The sequence below is a fragment of the Mailhella massiliensis genome (assembly GCF_020741395.1).
In the GTDB taxonomy this organism is placed as follows: domain Bacteria; phylum Desulfobacterota; class Desulfovibrionia; order Desulfovibrionales; family Desulfovibrionaceae; genus Mailhella; species Mailhella massiliensis_A.
The window spans coordinates 12,829-27,566 of the sequence record NZ_DYZA01000190.1; the positions used below are offsets into that span (position 1 = coordinate 12,829).

Sequence of the window (14,738 nt, forward strand, 5' to 3'; positions counted from 1 at the left end):
ATGGAGCTTTTCAACCGCTGCCCCGAAGAGGAGCGCTGGCGGCCGCTGCCCTCCTGGGGGCCGGAGCCGCCCGCGCCTTCGGGCCGTTCTTGGCGCTCGCTCATGGGGCGGGCGCTGCGCCTTGCGCGGCAGGCTGAGCGCGCAGGGGAAGTGCCTGTGGGCGCGCTGGTGGTGGACGGGCAGGGCTGTATTCTCGCCGAGGCGCACAACGAGACCGAATCCTCCCATGACCCCACGGCCCACGCCGAGGTGCTGGCCCTGCGCCGCGCGGCCCTTGCGGCGGGCAATCACCGGCTTTCCGGGAGCGTGCTTGTGGTGACGCTGGAGCCCTGCCTCATGTGCACGGGGGCGCTTCGGGAGGCGAGAGTGTCCGGCGTGGTGTTCGGCGCGTCGGACGCGCGCGCCGGGGCCGTGTGCTCCTGCCTGGAGGGGCTTGACTACGCGCAGACGGGCTCCGCGCCGTGGAGCTACGGCGGCGTGGAGGCGGAAAAGTGCGCGCGGCTGCTTACGGAGTTTTTCCGCAAAAGGCGCTAGCGGCAAAGCTTCTGCCCTGCAAAAGGCGGAAGGGGCCCGGGCATCGCCCGGCGCGGGCCTCCTGGGGGCGCAGGGCGCGGAGATTTCCGGGGCGCGGATAGGTTCTGTGCCGGGAAGAGGCGGTTTTTTGCTTGCCTTCCGGCGGGATCTGTCCTCAAATGGCGCGGGCCGGAGCCGGACGGCAAAGGGCTTTGCCTGAGAGAAGGGGCCCGGCCTTCATGCCGCCCCGTTTTTGGCGGGGGGGCTCCCTGCACGGGCCCATGCCGGAAGCATGGTCGCCCCGGAGAAAGGAGGAGAAGAGATGAACAATACGGTAGACGAACTGACGGTGGACTACGAAGAAGACGGCATTTTGAAAATCAAGGAAATGGGCAAGGTGGTGCTTTCCAAGGGAGCCTGGGCCACGGTGCTTTTCCGCTACCGGGAATGGCAGGAGAACGACACTTACGGCCCTGACCGCTATGTGATACGCCGCTACAAGAAGTCGGGCGGGGAATACCGCCAGCAGTCCAAATTCACCATTTCCAGTAACGATCAGGCCCGCCGCATCGTGGAGGCTCTGAGCGGCTGGATTTCCGAGGAAGAATCCGGGCAGGAAGGATAATCCCCTCTTCCGGCCGCGCGGCGGAAGCGCCCCTTGCGGCCGGGTTCCGGGGAAGCGCGTCCGGGGCGCGCGCCCCGCGGCGCGGGGGACAGGCTTGCCCTCATGTTTTGTATCCTTCAGGAGGAAGGCATGGCCGAATTTCGCCGCCAGTTTCTTTCCGTGGCCCGGCAGAAAGTGCTGCACCAGCTGATTTCCGGCTGGCATCGCCGGGGGGCCACGCTGCTCCAGGTGGGGCTGAACGCCGGTTTTTCCCCGGAATTCTTCTGGGAAGCGGGCTTTGACGTGACGGCCGTCGACCGTTCCCCGGCATGCCTTGCCGCCGCGCGGGAGCAGACCGGGCCGCGCGTGGAGTATGTGTGCGGCGCGCCCGATTTTCTGCCCTTCGAGAACGGCTCCTTCGACTACGCGGTGCTCGTGCATCACGGCCTGAGGGCCGGGGAGGCGGGGCGTGCCGTGCTTGAAGAGGCGCTTCGCGTGGCGGCCCGGGGCATCATCATCATGGAGTGGAACAGCTTTTCCCTCGCGGGCGCGCCGAAGAGCGTGCAGTCGCGCTGGGCCGGGCCCGGCCTCGGCGAAGGGGAGGCGGCGCGGGCCGTGAGCGTGCGCGAGCTCTACGGCATGGTACGCCGCGCCTGCCCGGGATTGAGCGTGAGCCTGGTTTCCGCCCTGCCTTTGTGGGAAGGAACCTGGCCGGACGGCGCGCAGGGCATGAGGGCCGCGCTGCGCCGTGCGGCGGCCCCCCTGAACCTCACGCCGCTGCCCCTGCCCGTGGGCGCGCTCCTGGGCATGCGGGTGGACTGGGCCCCCGTGCCCCTCACGCCCATAGGCATGCTGAAGAGCGCGGCGGCCTCGCTGTGCGCCCCGCCCCAGAGGGCGCGGGAAGGGGCCATGGGGCGCGTGTGCCCGTGCACGGCGGAAGGGAGAGCCAAAAGGCGCGGGGAAAAGATGCGCTGAGGGCGCGCCGGGGCCTTGCCTTCTGCCGGAAACGGCGTGTCCCCGTCATGGGCGGAGCGTTTTTTCTGCGCCGAGGCAGCGCGCCTCTGCCTGTGAGGGGCGATCCTGCCGTGATGGTCGTGCTTCTATGTTCCCACGGCGAGGGCGAAGCTGAGAGAGGCGTCAGCATCGCAAAGAAGAAGGAGAACCATGGCGAGCATTGGCGAGTTCAGCCTGAACCATGCCCGGCGTCTCTTTGAATCCGGCGACATAGACCGCATGGAAGTGGGCACGACCCGCGGCCTTCAGCAGATACACGAGTATCTTTTCGGCGGCCTTTACGACTTTGCCGGGCAGATCCGGGAAGTGAACATCTCCAAGGGGAATTTCCGCTTTGCAAACAGCCTGTACCTCAAGGCGGCGCTTGAGGCCATAGAAAAGATGCCGGAGGGCTCCTTTGAGGAGATCATCGCCAAATATGTGGAAATGAACGTCGCCCATCCCTTCCTGGAAGGCAACGGCCGCGCCGCGCGTATCTGGCTCGACATGATGCTGAAAAAGCATCTCCGGCAGGTGGTCAACTGGCAGAACGTGGACAAGACGCTCTACCTTCAGGCCATGGAACGCAGCCCCGTCAACGACCTGGAACTCCGCGCCCTCCTTCAGCCGAACCTGACCGACAGGACGGGCGACCGTGAAGTCATCTTGAAAGGCATCGAGCAGTCCTATTTTTATGAAGGATACGGCGGAAGATGATCCTCCGCTGTGCCCTGCCGAAGGGCTGCATGCCTGGAGCCTGATCCGGTATGATGCAGCCCCTGCGGCGGGAACTGCCTGCCGCCCCCTTTCCCCAAAGCCATGCCCGCGCTTTTGCGGAGCATGGCTTTTTTCATGAGCGCCATGTCCATGGAGCGTGCCCTGTGAAAATAAGGCAGGACGCAGGTTTTAAGCACAGGCATGTTCAAGGCAGGCGGCGCCGACGGCCGGGAATACGCGATGCGGATGAAAGCGCTGCGGGGAAAAACATCCCCGCGTTTTTTTTGTGTTGTTGTCGATAAAAAACATCTGTTGCAAAAAAGCGTGCCCGTTGTTATAAAACAACATAAAAAATAATAAAAACAATATGTTACATGAATTTTCCTTGCCATGGTGCCGCCTGTGTGCCATACTGTGCCCGCGAGGCCGGAAGAGCTTCCGCGCCGCTGCGACCTCATGCAGGCCATGGTGAAGCGGGCAGGCGCAGCCTTGTCCGTGAAGCAGCCGTGGAAGAGTGAAATGAGGAAAGTCCCGCCTTGCCTTGGGCCGGGCATGCGGGCGGCCTGGCCGGGCCGCCCGTGCATCAACCATGTTTTTTAAGGAGGCGTGAGGTGGAAACGCAGGAACTCAGGGAAATCTGGAACGAGATAAAGAAGTTTGTCGAGCTGAATCCCGGGTGGTACAGGACAAGGCTGAAGGATGGTCAGTCGGGCGTGCCTTTTAAAGCGGAAAATATCCGTGGCCGCATCCGCATTACCATCCGGAGCGGCAAGATCATCGGCTACCTGAAAGATGACGATTTTCTTGCCCTGTACCCTCTTTACCTGCGCAGGGAAAAGGGCGAGGCCGTCAGCGGCGAGGCGGGAAAGGTGAACTGGCGTCCGATTTATTTCTGGGGGCTTATCTTTTGGGCTTATGTGCGGAAAAGGAAACCTGAGATGCAGGCAGCCTCGCCGTGTTGAAGATTCCCCTCTTTTTCATGGCGCAGGGAAACCTTCCCGGCGCGGCGGAAGGAGGCGGCCGCAGCCTTGTCCGGGCCTGCAAGCCGCGCGCACTTTCCTGCGGCCGGGCGCGTTATCCGTGGGGGGGGTGCCCGGGCATCCCCTTTTCCCGGCCCGCAGGGACGGTTTTTCCTCCGTGCCGCGAGCCGGGGGGGGCCGCCGCCCTTCAGAACTTCCAGCCCAGGGAAAGGGAGGCGTTCACGGCGGAGCTTTCCCGGCGGAAGGCTTCGCCGCCTGCGGAAAGCTGCATGAAGAAGGCCCGGTCCGGGCTTGTGAGGGTGAGGCTTCCCTGAAGGAGCAGGGCGTCGCGGCCGGGCAGGGCGGTGGCGGAGGAAAAGCCGAAGGCATCGTACCCGGCAAAGTGCGCATGGGTATGGAAGGCGGTATCCGCCAGCTCATGCCGCCATGCGGCCGTGATATCCAGCCCGAGGCCCGCGCCGTTTTCAAGCTCTCCCTGCCACGCCGTGTGCGCGCCCAGGGAAAGGGGCAGGGACGCGTAGCTTTCGCCGTCCACATGCAGGGCGCTTGCGCCGCCGTGTTCGGTGAAGCCCTCGCGGCGCAGGAAGCCGTATTCCAGCCAGGCGAGGGGCCCGGCCCTGAAGGTCCCGCGCTCCGTGCCCCACGAGGCGTCCCAGCCAGCGCCGAGCATGAAGGAGCCGAGGAGGGCGTTCCCGTCGCTTTCATGGCTGCGGGCGTAGCCGTTCACGGCCACGCGGCGATCCATGTCGGCGTTTTCCAGGCCGAGGCGGGCCTGCGCGGCGAGGTAGCCGCCCCGGCCTCCGGGCGCGAGGCGGGAGTGCGCGCCGAGGAGGAAAAAGCGGCTGTCGGCCTTCGCGGCGTCGCCGTAAAGGCGCGTTTCCCTCATGCCTGAGGCCAGGTGCACGCCTGCGGTGAGGCCGGAGTCGAAGCTGCGTTCCAGGGCGGCGAGAAGGCCCGCTTCCGTGCTCTTCCAGCCTGAGGAGCCGCCGTGCGCGCCCTGCCGGGAGGCGGAGCCGAAGGGCGCGGCCCACATCCGCCACTCGCCCGCTTGCGGCGCGTCCCGGTTCATGTGCTGGAGAAGGAGCAGGTTCAGCGCGCTCATGGCGTTCAGGGAGGCGCGGGCCGAGGCGTCCCAGGCTTCCGGGCCGAGCAGGTTCAGGCCGCGCGCCACGCCTGCGCCGCTTTTTTCCGACCAGTCGAGCGCGGCAAGGAGCGCCTGCATGTCCCCCCCGGCCACGCCGGAAATGCCGTAGAGCGCGCTGCCGAGGGAGAAGGCCCCCGCGTTGCCCGCATAGCGGCTGTAGGCGTCCTTTTCGCGGAAGGCGCGCACTTCAACCGTGCCGGAGGAGTCGGAAAGGGCAAATTCCAGCGTGGGGGAAAGGTTGGGGCCGAGAGTCACGCCGGTAAAGCCGCCGCCCGCATATTCCGCGTCCACCGGGGCCTGCGGCGTGATGAGGGCGTTCTGCGCATAGAAGCCGGGCATGGGCCGCAGCGCCCAGGTCCCGCCGAGCACGGCGGAGTACGCCTTGATGCCGTTCACCTCGCCCGTGGGGAGAAAGCCGGTTTCCAGCACCGCGCCTTCTTCGTTCACAAAGGCTTCCGCCACACTCGCGCCGAAGCCTTCCTCATCCGTGCCGTACAGGGCGAGGAGGCCCGCGTTGCGCAGCGAATACACGTTCACGGCGTCCGTCACGGCAAGGCGGCCTGCCTCAAGGCTCATATTGATGCTCTTTGCGCCGTCGATGCCGCCGTAAAGCGTCATGTCGAAGGAGGGATCCGCCTCCCCCGCCGTGCCGTCCGCCTGCGCGGCCCGGCCGAAGGTGAGGGCGGTGTGCAGCCCGTCCGCGCTTCCCGGGTACTGGAGGTCGGGGTTTTCCGGGTCCCATTCGGAAACAATGTCCCCGATGACCTGCGCGCCGGAAAGGATGTTGATCTCCCCGACGAAGGCGTTTTCGGACACGAAGAGGGAGGCCGCGCTTCCGGCGAGAAGGCCGCTCACGTCGAAGGAGGAGACAAGCGGCCCGTCGAGGTTCAGCTCCATGCCGTACGGGTCCGTATTATAGTAGGGATGCGAAGGGTCGGAAATAAGGTGCCAGCCCCATTCTTCATACGGGTTGTTCCATATCCACGAACCGCGGTACTCCGTGGCATTGCCGAGCAGGTTGCTGCCGAAGTCGAAGCGCGCGGCAATGCCTCCCTCTCCGAGGGCGGTCACGTCGCCGCGGCTTATGACGGCCTGATCTTTGCCGTAGGCCACAAGAAGGCCCGTGCCCCATGCGCCGTTTGCCGCAATGCGCACGCCGGGCGCTATGGCGAGCGTGTTGCCGCTGCCGTCCACGCGGATGCCCGTGCCTGCCGTGCCGCAGGCGAGAAGGTCGGCGGCCTGGGTCACGGTGTTCTGCTTGCCGTAAAGGTGCAGGCCCGTGCCGAGGGTTGCCGTGTTCGGCACGCCCTCAAGGAAGGCGTCTCCTGCTTCGTTCCTGGCGAAGTAGCCGTTGCCGTTCACGATAGTTTCACCGTCGCCGTAGATGGAGAAGCCGTAGAAGTTCCTGCGGTCGATGCTGTAGCCTATGTCCTGAAGCGCGGCCAGTTCCGCTTCCATGAAGGCGGTGTAGTTGCGGTAGTTCTGGTGGCTCATGAGGCTGCGCTCAAGCTCGATGTGGGAAAGGTCGAGATAGTCGTTCTCATAGCCTTCTATGGGCAGGCCCTCGTCGTTGCCCATCACTTCGGCCACGTTCCTGCCGTGGAAGGTCACGCCGCTTCTCGTCGCATCACCCACGATGAAATCCCTGCCCGGCACGCCGCCTTCGCCTTCGTGCACCACGTTCATGCCCGGGGTGAGCCGGGTGCCGTATGCGTCTTTGAGGTGCGCATTCCATACGCTGAGCGATTCTTCTTTTCCGTTCTGCATAAAGGAGAGAACGCCCAGGGCATGGGCGGTTTCGTGGTAGAGTACGGCGACGATATCGGCCTGCTCTCCGGTCGAGGGCAGGGGAGAAAGGTGCTCCGGTATGCCGAAGTCTATCGTTCCCACAAAAAAGTACGCCGGCTCTTCCATGGCCGTGCCGTGTATGATGCCGCTCTGCAAGGCTGTTTCGAGGACGGGAAGAGACGAGGCATTCGGCGCGCTTCCCGCCTCGGCGTTTTCCACATCGTAGGTGCCGATGAAGAGGGGCAGCGGCGTGCTGTTCGTGCTGCCCGGCCCCAGAACCTCGGCCCAGAGCGCGGCGGCGGAAGTCACGGCGTTTTTCTGCTGCCCGGAGAGCGTCCAGGAGGAAAGCCACGCCGCGTCTTCATTCTCATAGATCACGTCTCCCTGGTCGAAGAAGTTCAGCTCAAAAAGGGGCGAGCCGTCGGGCCCGTACACCTGGCGCGATTCAAGGGCGGGAGCGGCGGAAGGGAGAAGGGGCGAGAGCATGCAGGCGGCAAGCGCAAGGCGCGCCGCCCGGCGGAAAAAGCGCGAGAGGGAGGAAAAGGCAGTCATGGGTGTCCTTGGAAGAGGCACGGGGCCGGAAACGCGGGCACGGGGCGCGGGAACGAAGGCAGGGGGCCGGAGCGGCCTTTGCGGCGGAGGGGCGCATCGGAAAAGCCCCGGGAGCAGGCAGGAGGCGCTCCCGGGGCGTGATGCCGTTATTCCGCCTTGCCGTCCGCCTCTTCGGGCTCGCCGTCGCCGCGATAGGGGTTGAAGTAGCCGAAGTTCAGGCCGGGGCAGTATTTTTTGAGGCGCTTTCGAAAGTTCACAAGTCCTACGGAAGGCCCGAAGCCGATGCCTTCCATGAGCTTCATGTAGAGCTCAGGGTCGATGTTGAGGTTGCGCAGCTGGATGAAGCTCACCTTGCAGCTGTTGATGAGCTCCACAAGGGCCTCGATTTCCTCCTCGCAGTCGGTGATGCCGGGGAAATAGAGCAGGTTCAGGGAGACGAAAACCCCGCGCCCGCTCGCTTCTTTAATGGAGCGGCGCACGTCGGCAAAGGAGAAGCTGCGCGGCCGGTAGTAGCGGGTATACACCTCTTCGCGCGCGCTGTTCATGCTCACGCGCAGGGAGGTAAGCCCTGCCTCGGCGAGCTTGGCTACCTCGTCGGGCATGGAGGCGTTGGAATTCAGGTTGATGGTGCCGTGCCCGCCCTCGGCGCGGAACCTTTTCACCACCTCAAGGAGCAGCGGGGCCTCGGTAAGGGGCTCTCCTTCGCAGCCCTGCCCGAAGGAGAAGATGGGGTGCGGCTCGTTCTTCATGTGGTGGAACATCATTTCCAGAATTTCGTCCGCCTTCGGGGTGAAGGTGAGCCGCTCCTGCGGGGTGGCGCAGAGGGTGGAATCCTCGTTCTTGTGGGAGATGCAGCCCACGCAGCGGGCGTTGCACACGCGGGAAGTGGGGATGGGCGCTTCATAGCGGCCTATGGCCAGGTTCTTGGCCGCAGGGCAGCCGTACTTCAGCACGCAGTTCTGCATGAGGTGCTGAATGAAGCGGTTGTCCGGATATTTCGCCATGAGCTCGCGCGCGGCCTTGTTGATCTTCTTCTGCGGGATGCCGGTGAATATCTGGCGCGGGTCCTCATCTACCTTTTTGGCGCAGACGTAGAAGCGCTCGCCTATCATGCCCACGGCGGCATAGGCGAAAAGCGGCAGCGTGGGCGCGCCTTCGCCCGTCACATACACGGGGTGGCCGGTGAGGGTGTGCGCGGGCGCGATGAAGGCCGCCACGGCGAGTTCCTCCACTTCCAGCGTCTCCCCGGTTTCCGGATCCAGGCCCACGGCATGGCGGCCCGGCAGAAGGAAAAGCTCGCTCTCGGGCGGCAGGGGCATGAGCTCATCGGGGCGCGGCAGCGTCCATTCATTGCCCTTGCGGCAGAGCATGAGCAGGTCGGGGTCGTCGAAGATGCGGCCGTCTTTGTCGGCCAGGAGCATGTGCGGGCGGGGGTGGGAAGTGGCCATGGCGGTGCTTTGGGCAATGCGCCCCGTGAAGGTTTACTGTTCGGGATTTTCTCCGAGGAAGCGGTTCCAGAGGCGTATGGCCGCCCCTTCGGAGACCGCCCACTGCGTCAGCGCGCAGCCGCACGGGCAGACGACGCGCCACAGCGCGTGGCGGCGGCCTGCGGGCAGGCACGACTCCAGCTTCTGCTCATGGCTTCCGCAGGTGGAGCAGGGTAGAATGGGGGGAAGGTAACGATCCGGCATGAAACCTCCTTTTCGCGGGCAGCGGCAGAACATGTGCCGGATAGCGCGTGACGCATGAAAATCAGGCGGAGTGCATGATAGCGCTCCCTTCCGCCTTTAGCAAGCTCCCTCCGCCCTACCGGGCGAAGGCTGGCTCGGGCCTCCCGCAGGCACGCTTTTTCTGAAACAGTAAAGGAGCTTCGATGGGGGCCGGGGCATCCGTCGCCTCTTCCGGCGGGTCACACCAGCCCGGCGAGGCTGAGCGCGAACATGACGAGGGGCAGGGTGAGCAGGGAAAGGAGCGTGGTGGCTATGACGGTCATGGAAGCTTCCATGGGCCGTGCGCGGTAGCGTTCCCCGAGGATATAGACCATGGTGGCGGTGGGCATGGCCGCGGTGACGGTGCCCGTGATCAGGGCCGTGCCGGAGCAGCCTGCGGCAAGAAGAGCGAGGAAGGTGACGAGGGGCTGGAGAAGGAGCTTGAGCACGGCGACGACGGCGATGTTTTTCCGGCTGAAGCCTTCCCCTGCGCCGGCAGTACCGGAAAGCTGGGCCGAGAGCACCATGCCCATGCCGAACAGGGCGCAGGGCGCGGCCGTGGAGCCGAGCATTTCCGCTATCTTCACGAAGGCCGTGGGCACGGGCACGCCGAAGAAGCCGAGGGAGGCGCCGATAAGGGCGGAAACGAGCATGGGGTTGTGGGTGAGTTCCTTGAAAAGGCGCAGGCCGAGGCCTTTTTTCTCCCTGCCGGGGGAAAGCATGTCGAGGGTGGCGTCGGCAGTGAGGAAAACGCCGGTGTAGAGCAGCGCGCCGAGCATGCCCGCGCTCACGGCCTCTTCGTTGCCGGGAAAGACCATGAATATGAAGGGCAGCCCGAAAAAGGCCGCGTTGGGGAAGGCGGCGGCCAGGGTGCGGATGGTGACGATGGGGTCGTGCCTTTTCCAGAAGCGGGAAAAGAAGAGGTAGGCGGCGAGGTAGAAGAGGAGGGAAGCGGCGAGGGTACCCCAGATGAAGGGCTGCGCCCCGTCCATGGGGATGGTGCACATCTGCATGAAGATAAGGGCGGGCAGGCTCACCCAGTACACGAACTGATTGAGGCACAGGGCCATGGAGGGCGCGAAGATGCGGCGGCGCTCGGCGACGAGGCCGAGGAAGATGATGCCGAACACGGTAACGAGGGCGGAGAGGATGCCGGACATGGAAAAGGGAGCCTTTGTGTTGCGGTTGGACGGGCGGAGCGGCCCGGGAGAACGGAAGACTACTGCCGGATGCGGGCTTTTTCAAGACCGGGGGCAGGCGAGGAAAAGTTCAGCGGCGCATGAGGGCCTGCACGAGGCTGTGGTGTATGGGCTTTATCTCGCGCAGGAAGAGCGCGATGAACACGCAGATAGCCAGGGCGCAGAAGAGCATGGTGTGCGGCGCGCCGATGAGGTCGGCGAGGGCGCCGAAGAGCAGCCCGCCCACGGGGCCGAGGCCGGAGACGCACATGACGTAGAGGCTCATCACGCGGCTTCGGCAATCGTCCGTGGCGGTGGTCTGGCAGAGGGTATTCACGCTGATGTTGGTGGTGGTTATGGCAAAGCCCAGGAAGAAGGCGGCGGCCAGGGAAAGCCACAGGTTTTCCGAGAAGCTGAATACCATGAGGGAGGCGGCGGTAAGGGCCGAGGTGCGCGCGATGAGGGCGGGGATGCGCCGAAGCACGATGAATACGGAGACCACTACCCCGCCGAGGAACGCGCCCGCGCCCACTGCGCCGAAGAGCCAGCCGAGGGTCTGGGAGCCCCCGCCCAGGATATCGGTGGAGAACATGGGGAAAAGCACGCTGTAGCACAGGCCGAAGAAGCAGGCGGCGGCGAGGAGCTGGAAAATGTGGCGCAGGAAGAATTCCTCCTGGACGTGGCGTATGCCTTCCACCATGTCCCTGAGTATGCCCTGCCCGGCGGGCTTTTGTTCGCGTTCACGCAGGCGCACCTGGAAGAGCAGCATGTAGATGATGGGCAGGTAGGTGAGGGCGGAGATGAAAAAGCATATCCCCTCGCCCCAGGCGTAAATGGCAAGCCCGGCGATGGAGGGGCCCACGAGCTTGCTGATGTTGAAGGCCATGGAATTGAGGGCCACGGCGCTTTTCACGGCCGCCGTGTCCGTGACCATGAGCGACACGGAGGACTGCCGCGCCGTCATGTCGAAGGAGGTGATGACGCCGAGCGCCAGGCTGAGGGCCACAAGCAGCGGATAGGTGGCCATGCCCGTGAAGGCGGCGAAGGTGAGCAGCGCGGCCTCCAGCATGCAGAGCACCTGCGTGACGATGAGCGCTTTTCTGAGGTCGTGCCGCTCCAGCCAGGCCCCGGCCATGAGCCCGAGCACGAGGATGGGCGCAAGGCTCACGAATTCCACGATGCCGAGCAGGAAGGCGGAGCCCGTGAGGCGGAAGACCAGCCAGCTCATGGCGAGGCGCTGCATCCACTGGCCCAGCATGGATATGGTCTGGCCTATGATGAAGTAGAAGAAGGCCCGGTGCGCGAGGGCGGGGAAAAGCTGATAGATGCGGCGCATGGCAACCTCGGGGGCATGTTGGGAAACACAGGAGGTATTGGGTGAAGAGAAGTCTAGCCAATTTTCCCTGAAAGGGGAAGGGATGGGGCAAAAATGCCGACTTCTTCGCACAGGGCCCTGTGCCGCAGGGGCTGCGGGGAGCGGGGAGGGATTTTCTGAGGGAGGCGGCCGCAGGGAAGCCCTTTTCGCCGTCGGAGTTGTGCGGCTGATGCGGGGATGCCGTGGGGGGAATGTAGGGGTGAGGGAAGGCCCCCCATCTTTTTCTCTGAGGGCGCTTTTCCGGCGCAATGGGGTGTAGGGAGGCTCGTGGGGCGCAAAAAAAGGGGCCTTTTCAGGCCCCCGGGAGGATGCCCGCCTTTTCAGGGCAGGGGAAAAGGTCGGATCAGCCCCAGATCATGTTGCCCGCAAGGGTTCCCGCCCAGGCCACCGCATAGGCCACGGCGGTGTTGAAGGCCATGCTGAAGAAGAGCCACCTCCAGCCGCCGGCTTCGTTCTTGAGCACCACGAGGGTGACGAAGCAGGGGGAGTAGATGAGCACGAAGAGCATGAGGGCAAGGGCCGTGGTTCTGGACCAGTCCGGGTCGGCGGCCAGCCTTGCGGAGAGGGAATCGGGTTCGTCCGGGTCGGTTTCGCCGATGGAGTAGGCCGTGCCCATGGTGGAAAGTATGGCTTCCTTGGCTGCCACGCCGGAGATGAGGGCCACGTCGGTGCGCCAGTCGAAGCCGAGGGGGCGGAACACGGGCTCTATGAACCGGCCGATGCGTCCGCCGAAGGTGTTCTTCACCTGTTCGGAGGCAAGGGCGTTCTCGGCCTCGGCCTTTTCTTCCTCCAGAGCATCCTTTTTTGCGGAGATCCCGGCCGCGGTCTGCTCCAGGGCGGGGCGGGAGGCGTCGTCCGCGCTTTCCAGCGCTTTCTGCACTTCGGCAAGCTGCGCTTCCAGGGGATGGATCTCTTCGTTGAAGGCGGCTATCTTCGCCTCGAAGGGGGCGGCTTTTTCCGCGTCGAGGGCCGGGAAGGTGAGCGCGGCCCAGAGTATCACGGAAATGGCCAGGATCACGGTGCCCGCTTTTTTGATATACATCCAGCCGCGTTCCCAGGTGTGGGTGATTATGCTCCGGAGCGTGGGCAGGCGGTAGGGCGGCAGCTCCATGACAAAGGGCGTGGAAGCGCCGCGGAACACGGTTTTCCTGAGCAGAAGGGAGACGAGAAGCGCCACGGCCCAGCCGCACAGGGTGACGGCGAACATGATGCCCGCCTGGTTCTCCGGGAAGAAGGCCGCGGTGAGCATGAGAAATACCGGTATCTTCGCGCCGCATGTCATGAGCGGCAGCGTCATCATGGTGGCCATTCTTTCCTTCTCGCTGCGCATGGTGCGCGTGGCCATGACGCCGGGAATGGCGCAGCCGCCCGCAATGCCGCCTGCGATGATGAAGGGCATGACTGACGAGCCGTGCAGGCCGAAGGCCCGCATCACACGGTCGAGCATGTAGGCCATGCGCGCCATGTAGCCGCTGTCTTCCAGGAAGGACACGATGAGGAACATGATGAGGATGAGCGGCACGAAGCTGAGCACGCCGCCCACACCGCCGATGATGCCGTCCACAATGAGCGACTGCACAAGGCCCTCGGGCAGGATGCCGCTCATGAATTCGCCGAGCATGCCGAAGAAGTCTTCCACCCAGCCCTGCGGGTACGCGCCCACGATGAAGGTGGTCCAGAACATGAAATACACCACGCCCAGCATGATGAGCGGGCCCAAAACGGTGTTGGTGAGCACCTTGTCGAGCTTGTCGGTGAAGGCCAGGCGGTCTTTCGTGTCGTCCTTGCGGATCACCCCGTCCTTGAGCGCGCTGTGGATGAAGCCGTAGCGGAAGTCGGAAACAACGGCCTCGGGCGTGGTCTCCAGCGTGGCGGCAAGGTGTTCGGCCAGAGTGTCGCGCAAGGCGTCGAGCTCAAGGGCGGCCGCAGCGTCCGCAGCCTTCACCTGGGCGCGGAGTACTTCGTCGTTTTCAAGGATTTTCAGGGCGGTCCAGCGCGCAGGATAGCGGGAGGTGAGGATATGCCTGTCTTTAATAATGGAAGTCATTTTCAATAAAGCAGGGTCAATATCCGGCCCGTAGCTGAGGAAGAGTGGTTCACAGGGCTTTGCGGCCTCTTCGAGGGCGAGTTCCAAGGCCTTGTCCAGGCCTTCGCCGGAGCGGGCTACGGTGGGTACGGCGCGTACGCCGAAGCGGGCGGAGAGCTTTTCCAGGTCGATGCTCATGCCCGCCTTGCGCGCCTCATCCATCATGTTGCAGGCGAGCACCACGGGCCTGCCGAGCTCGCGTATCTGTACGGCGAGGAAGAGCCCGCGTTCCAGGGTGGCGGAATCTATGACGTCGATGACGGCGCGGGGCGTTTCCGCAGGGTTTTCCGGGGCGAGCACCTCGCGCACCACGCGCTCTTCCATGGAGTAGGCCGTGAGGGAATAGGCGCCGGGCAGGTCCACCAGCAGCACCTTCTGCTCCCCGCAGCGCGTCCAGCCTTCCTTTTTCTCCACCGTCACACCGGGGTAGTTGCCCACATGCTGATGCGCGCCCGTGTAGGCGTTGAAGGCCGTGGTCTTGCCGCAGTTGGGATTGCCCGCAAGGGCGATGCGCACGCCGTTTTTCCTTTCTTCTTCGCTGAAGGAGGAAGCGCCCGAAGCGCCGTTCTTTTCACAATGGGGGCAGCTCATCGTACCTCCACGTCGACAAAGTCGGCTTCGCTGTTGCGCAGGGCAATGGTGGAGCCTTCAATGCGCAGGGCTACGGGGTCGCGCAGCGGGGCCCTGCCCACAACCTGCACGCTCATGCCCGGCACAAGCCCCATATCGCGGATGCGGCGGCCCAGCTCGCCGTAAGCGTTGATTCTGACGATGCTCGCCTTCTGCCCCGGGACAAGCCGGCGGAGATTCATTTGTGACATGGATTCCTCCTCAGATAATAATGACATTCTTTTTCAAAACAGGGGCGGGATATTCCGAGTTCCCGCATGTGCCGCTGCCTACGGCAAAGGACGGCAGACAGCGGCGTTTCCGAAGCCGGGAGGCGGCCGCAACATGGCGGACGAAGCGCAAGACGACGCGAACATTGAGCCGGAAAAATTCTTTGCCCGCTTCGGAGCGTGCCGTTTTGCGTAACTCATGGCTTACAGATAGTGAAATTGAAAATCTATGTCAACTCTAAAACGGCATCTTTGTCGTC

13 protein-coding genes are annotated in these 14,738 nt (G+C 64.3%); 5 read left to right on the forward strand and 8 right to left on the reverse strand.

The window, feature by feature from the left end; all coding sequences use genetic code 11:
* From K8W16_RS09495 to fic, 4 genes are all read left to right on the forward strand, one after another.
* Complete coding sequence (locus K8W16_RS09495) at positions 1-534, forward strand: nucleoside deaminase (protein ID WP_304122944.1); 534 nt, start codon at positions 1-3, stop codon at positions 532-534.
* Between the two features lie 301 nt (positions 535-835).
* Positions 836-1,138 (forward strand): hypothetical protein, encoded by a 303-nt coding sequence (locus K8W16_RS09500; protein WP_304122946.1) that lies wholly within the window; start codon positions 836-838, stop codon positions 1,136-1,138.
* 129 nt (positions 1,139-1,267) lie between these two features.
* Positions 1,268-2,092 carry a class I SAM-dependent methyltransferase gene (locus K8W16_RS09505; RefSeq protein ID WP_304122949.1) on the forward strand — a complete coding sequence of 275 codons (825 nt, stop codon included), beginning with the start codon at positions 1,268-1,270 and terminating at the stop codon, positions 2,090-2,092.
* 189 nt (positions 2,093-2,281) lie between these two features.
* Positions 2,282-2,827, forward strand: coding sequence for a protein adenylyltransferase Fic (gene fic / locus K8W16_RS09510; RefSeq protein ID WP_369694468.1), 546 nt, complete (start codon positions 2,282-2,284; stop codon positions 2,825-2,827).
* Here the strand turns inward: fic and K8W16_RS09515 are convergent.
* Positions 2,803-3,219 carry a hypothetical protein gene (locus K8W16_RS09515; protein WP_304122951.1) on the reverse strand — a complete coding sequence of 139 codons (417 nt, stop codon included), beginning with the start codon at positions 3,217-3,219 and terminating at the stop codon, positions 2,803-2,805. The two genes, fic and K8W16_RS09515, sit on opposite strands and share 25 nt — an antisense overlap.
* 219 nt (positions 3,220-3,438) lie before the next feature.
* Between K8W16_RS09515 and K8W16_RS09520 the strand changes: the two genes are divergently transcribed.
* Entirely contained in the window at positions 3,439-3,789 is a 351-nt protein-coding gene (locus K8W16_RS09520; RefSeq protein WP_304122953.1) for a hypothetical protein, read from the forward strand.
* Positions 3,790-3,994: 205 nt separating this feature from the next.
* Here K8W16_RS09520 and K8W16_RS09525 read toward each other — a convergent pair whose 3' ends face one another.
* The 7 genes from K8W16_RS09525 to K8W16_RS09555 all read right to left on the reverse strand — a co-directional run bounded on the left by K8W16_RS09525 (position 3,995) and on the right by K8W16_RS09555 (position 14,460).
* The gene (locus K8W16_RS09525) at positions 3,995-7,291 is read right to left on the reverse strand and encodes an autotransporter domain-containing protein (RefSeq protein ID WP_304122956.1); all 3,297 of its coding nucleotides are present in this window, start codon (positions 7,289-7,291) and stop codon (positions 3,995-3,997) included.
* Positions 7,292-7,437: 146 nt separating this feature from the next.
* Entirely contained in the window at positions 7,438-8,739 is a 1,302-nt protein-coding gene (locus tag K8W16_RS09530) for a radical SAM protein (protein ID WP_304122959.1), read from the reverse strand.
* Between the two features lie 33 nt (positions 8,740-8,772).
* The gene (locus K8W16_RS09535) at positions 8,773-8,982 is read right to left on the reverse strand and encodes a serine acetyltransferase (RefSeq protein WP_304122962.1); all 210 of its coding nucleotides are present in this window, start codon (positions 8,980-8,982) and stop codon (positions 8,773-8,775) included.
* 218 nt (positions 8,983-9,200) lie between these two features.
* Positions 9,201-10,160 carry an AEC family transporter gene (locus tag K8W16_RS09540; RefSeq protein WP_304122965.1) on the reverse strand — a complete coding sequence of 320 codons (960 nt, stop codon included), beginning with the start codon at positions 10,158-10,160 and terminating at the stop codon, positions 9,201-9,203.
* 109 nt (positions 10,161-10,269) lie between these two features.
* Positions 10,270-11,514 (reverse strand): MFS transporter, encoded by a 1,245-nt coding sequence (locus tag K8W16_RS09545; protein ID WP_304122967.1) that lies wholly within the window; start codon positions 11,512-11,514, stop codon positions 10,270-10,272.
* Between the two features lie 382 nt (positions 11,515-11,896).
* The gene (gene feoB, locus K8W16_RS09550; RefSeq protein WP_304122969.1) at positions 11,897-14,230 is read right to left on the reverse strand and encodes a ferrous iron transport protein B; all 2,334 of its coding nucleotides are present in this window, start codon (positions 14,228-14,230) and stop codon (positions 11,897-11,899) included.
* Positions 14,227-14,460, reverse strand: a complete 234-nt coding sequence (locus tag K8W16_RS09555) for a FeoA family protein (RefSeq protein WP_304122972.1) — start codon at positions 14,458-14,460, stop codon at positions 14,227-14,229. The genes feoB and K8W16_RS09555 overlap by 4 nt, the downstream gene beginning before the upstream one ends.
* Positions 14,461-14,738: the final 278 nt, after the last annotated feature.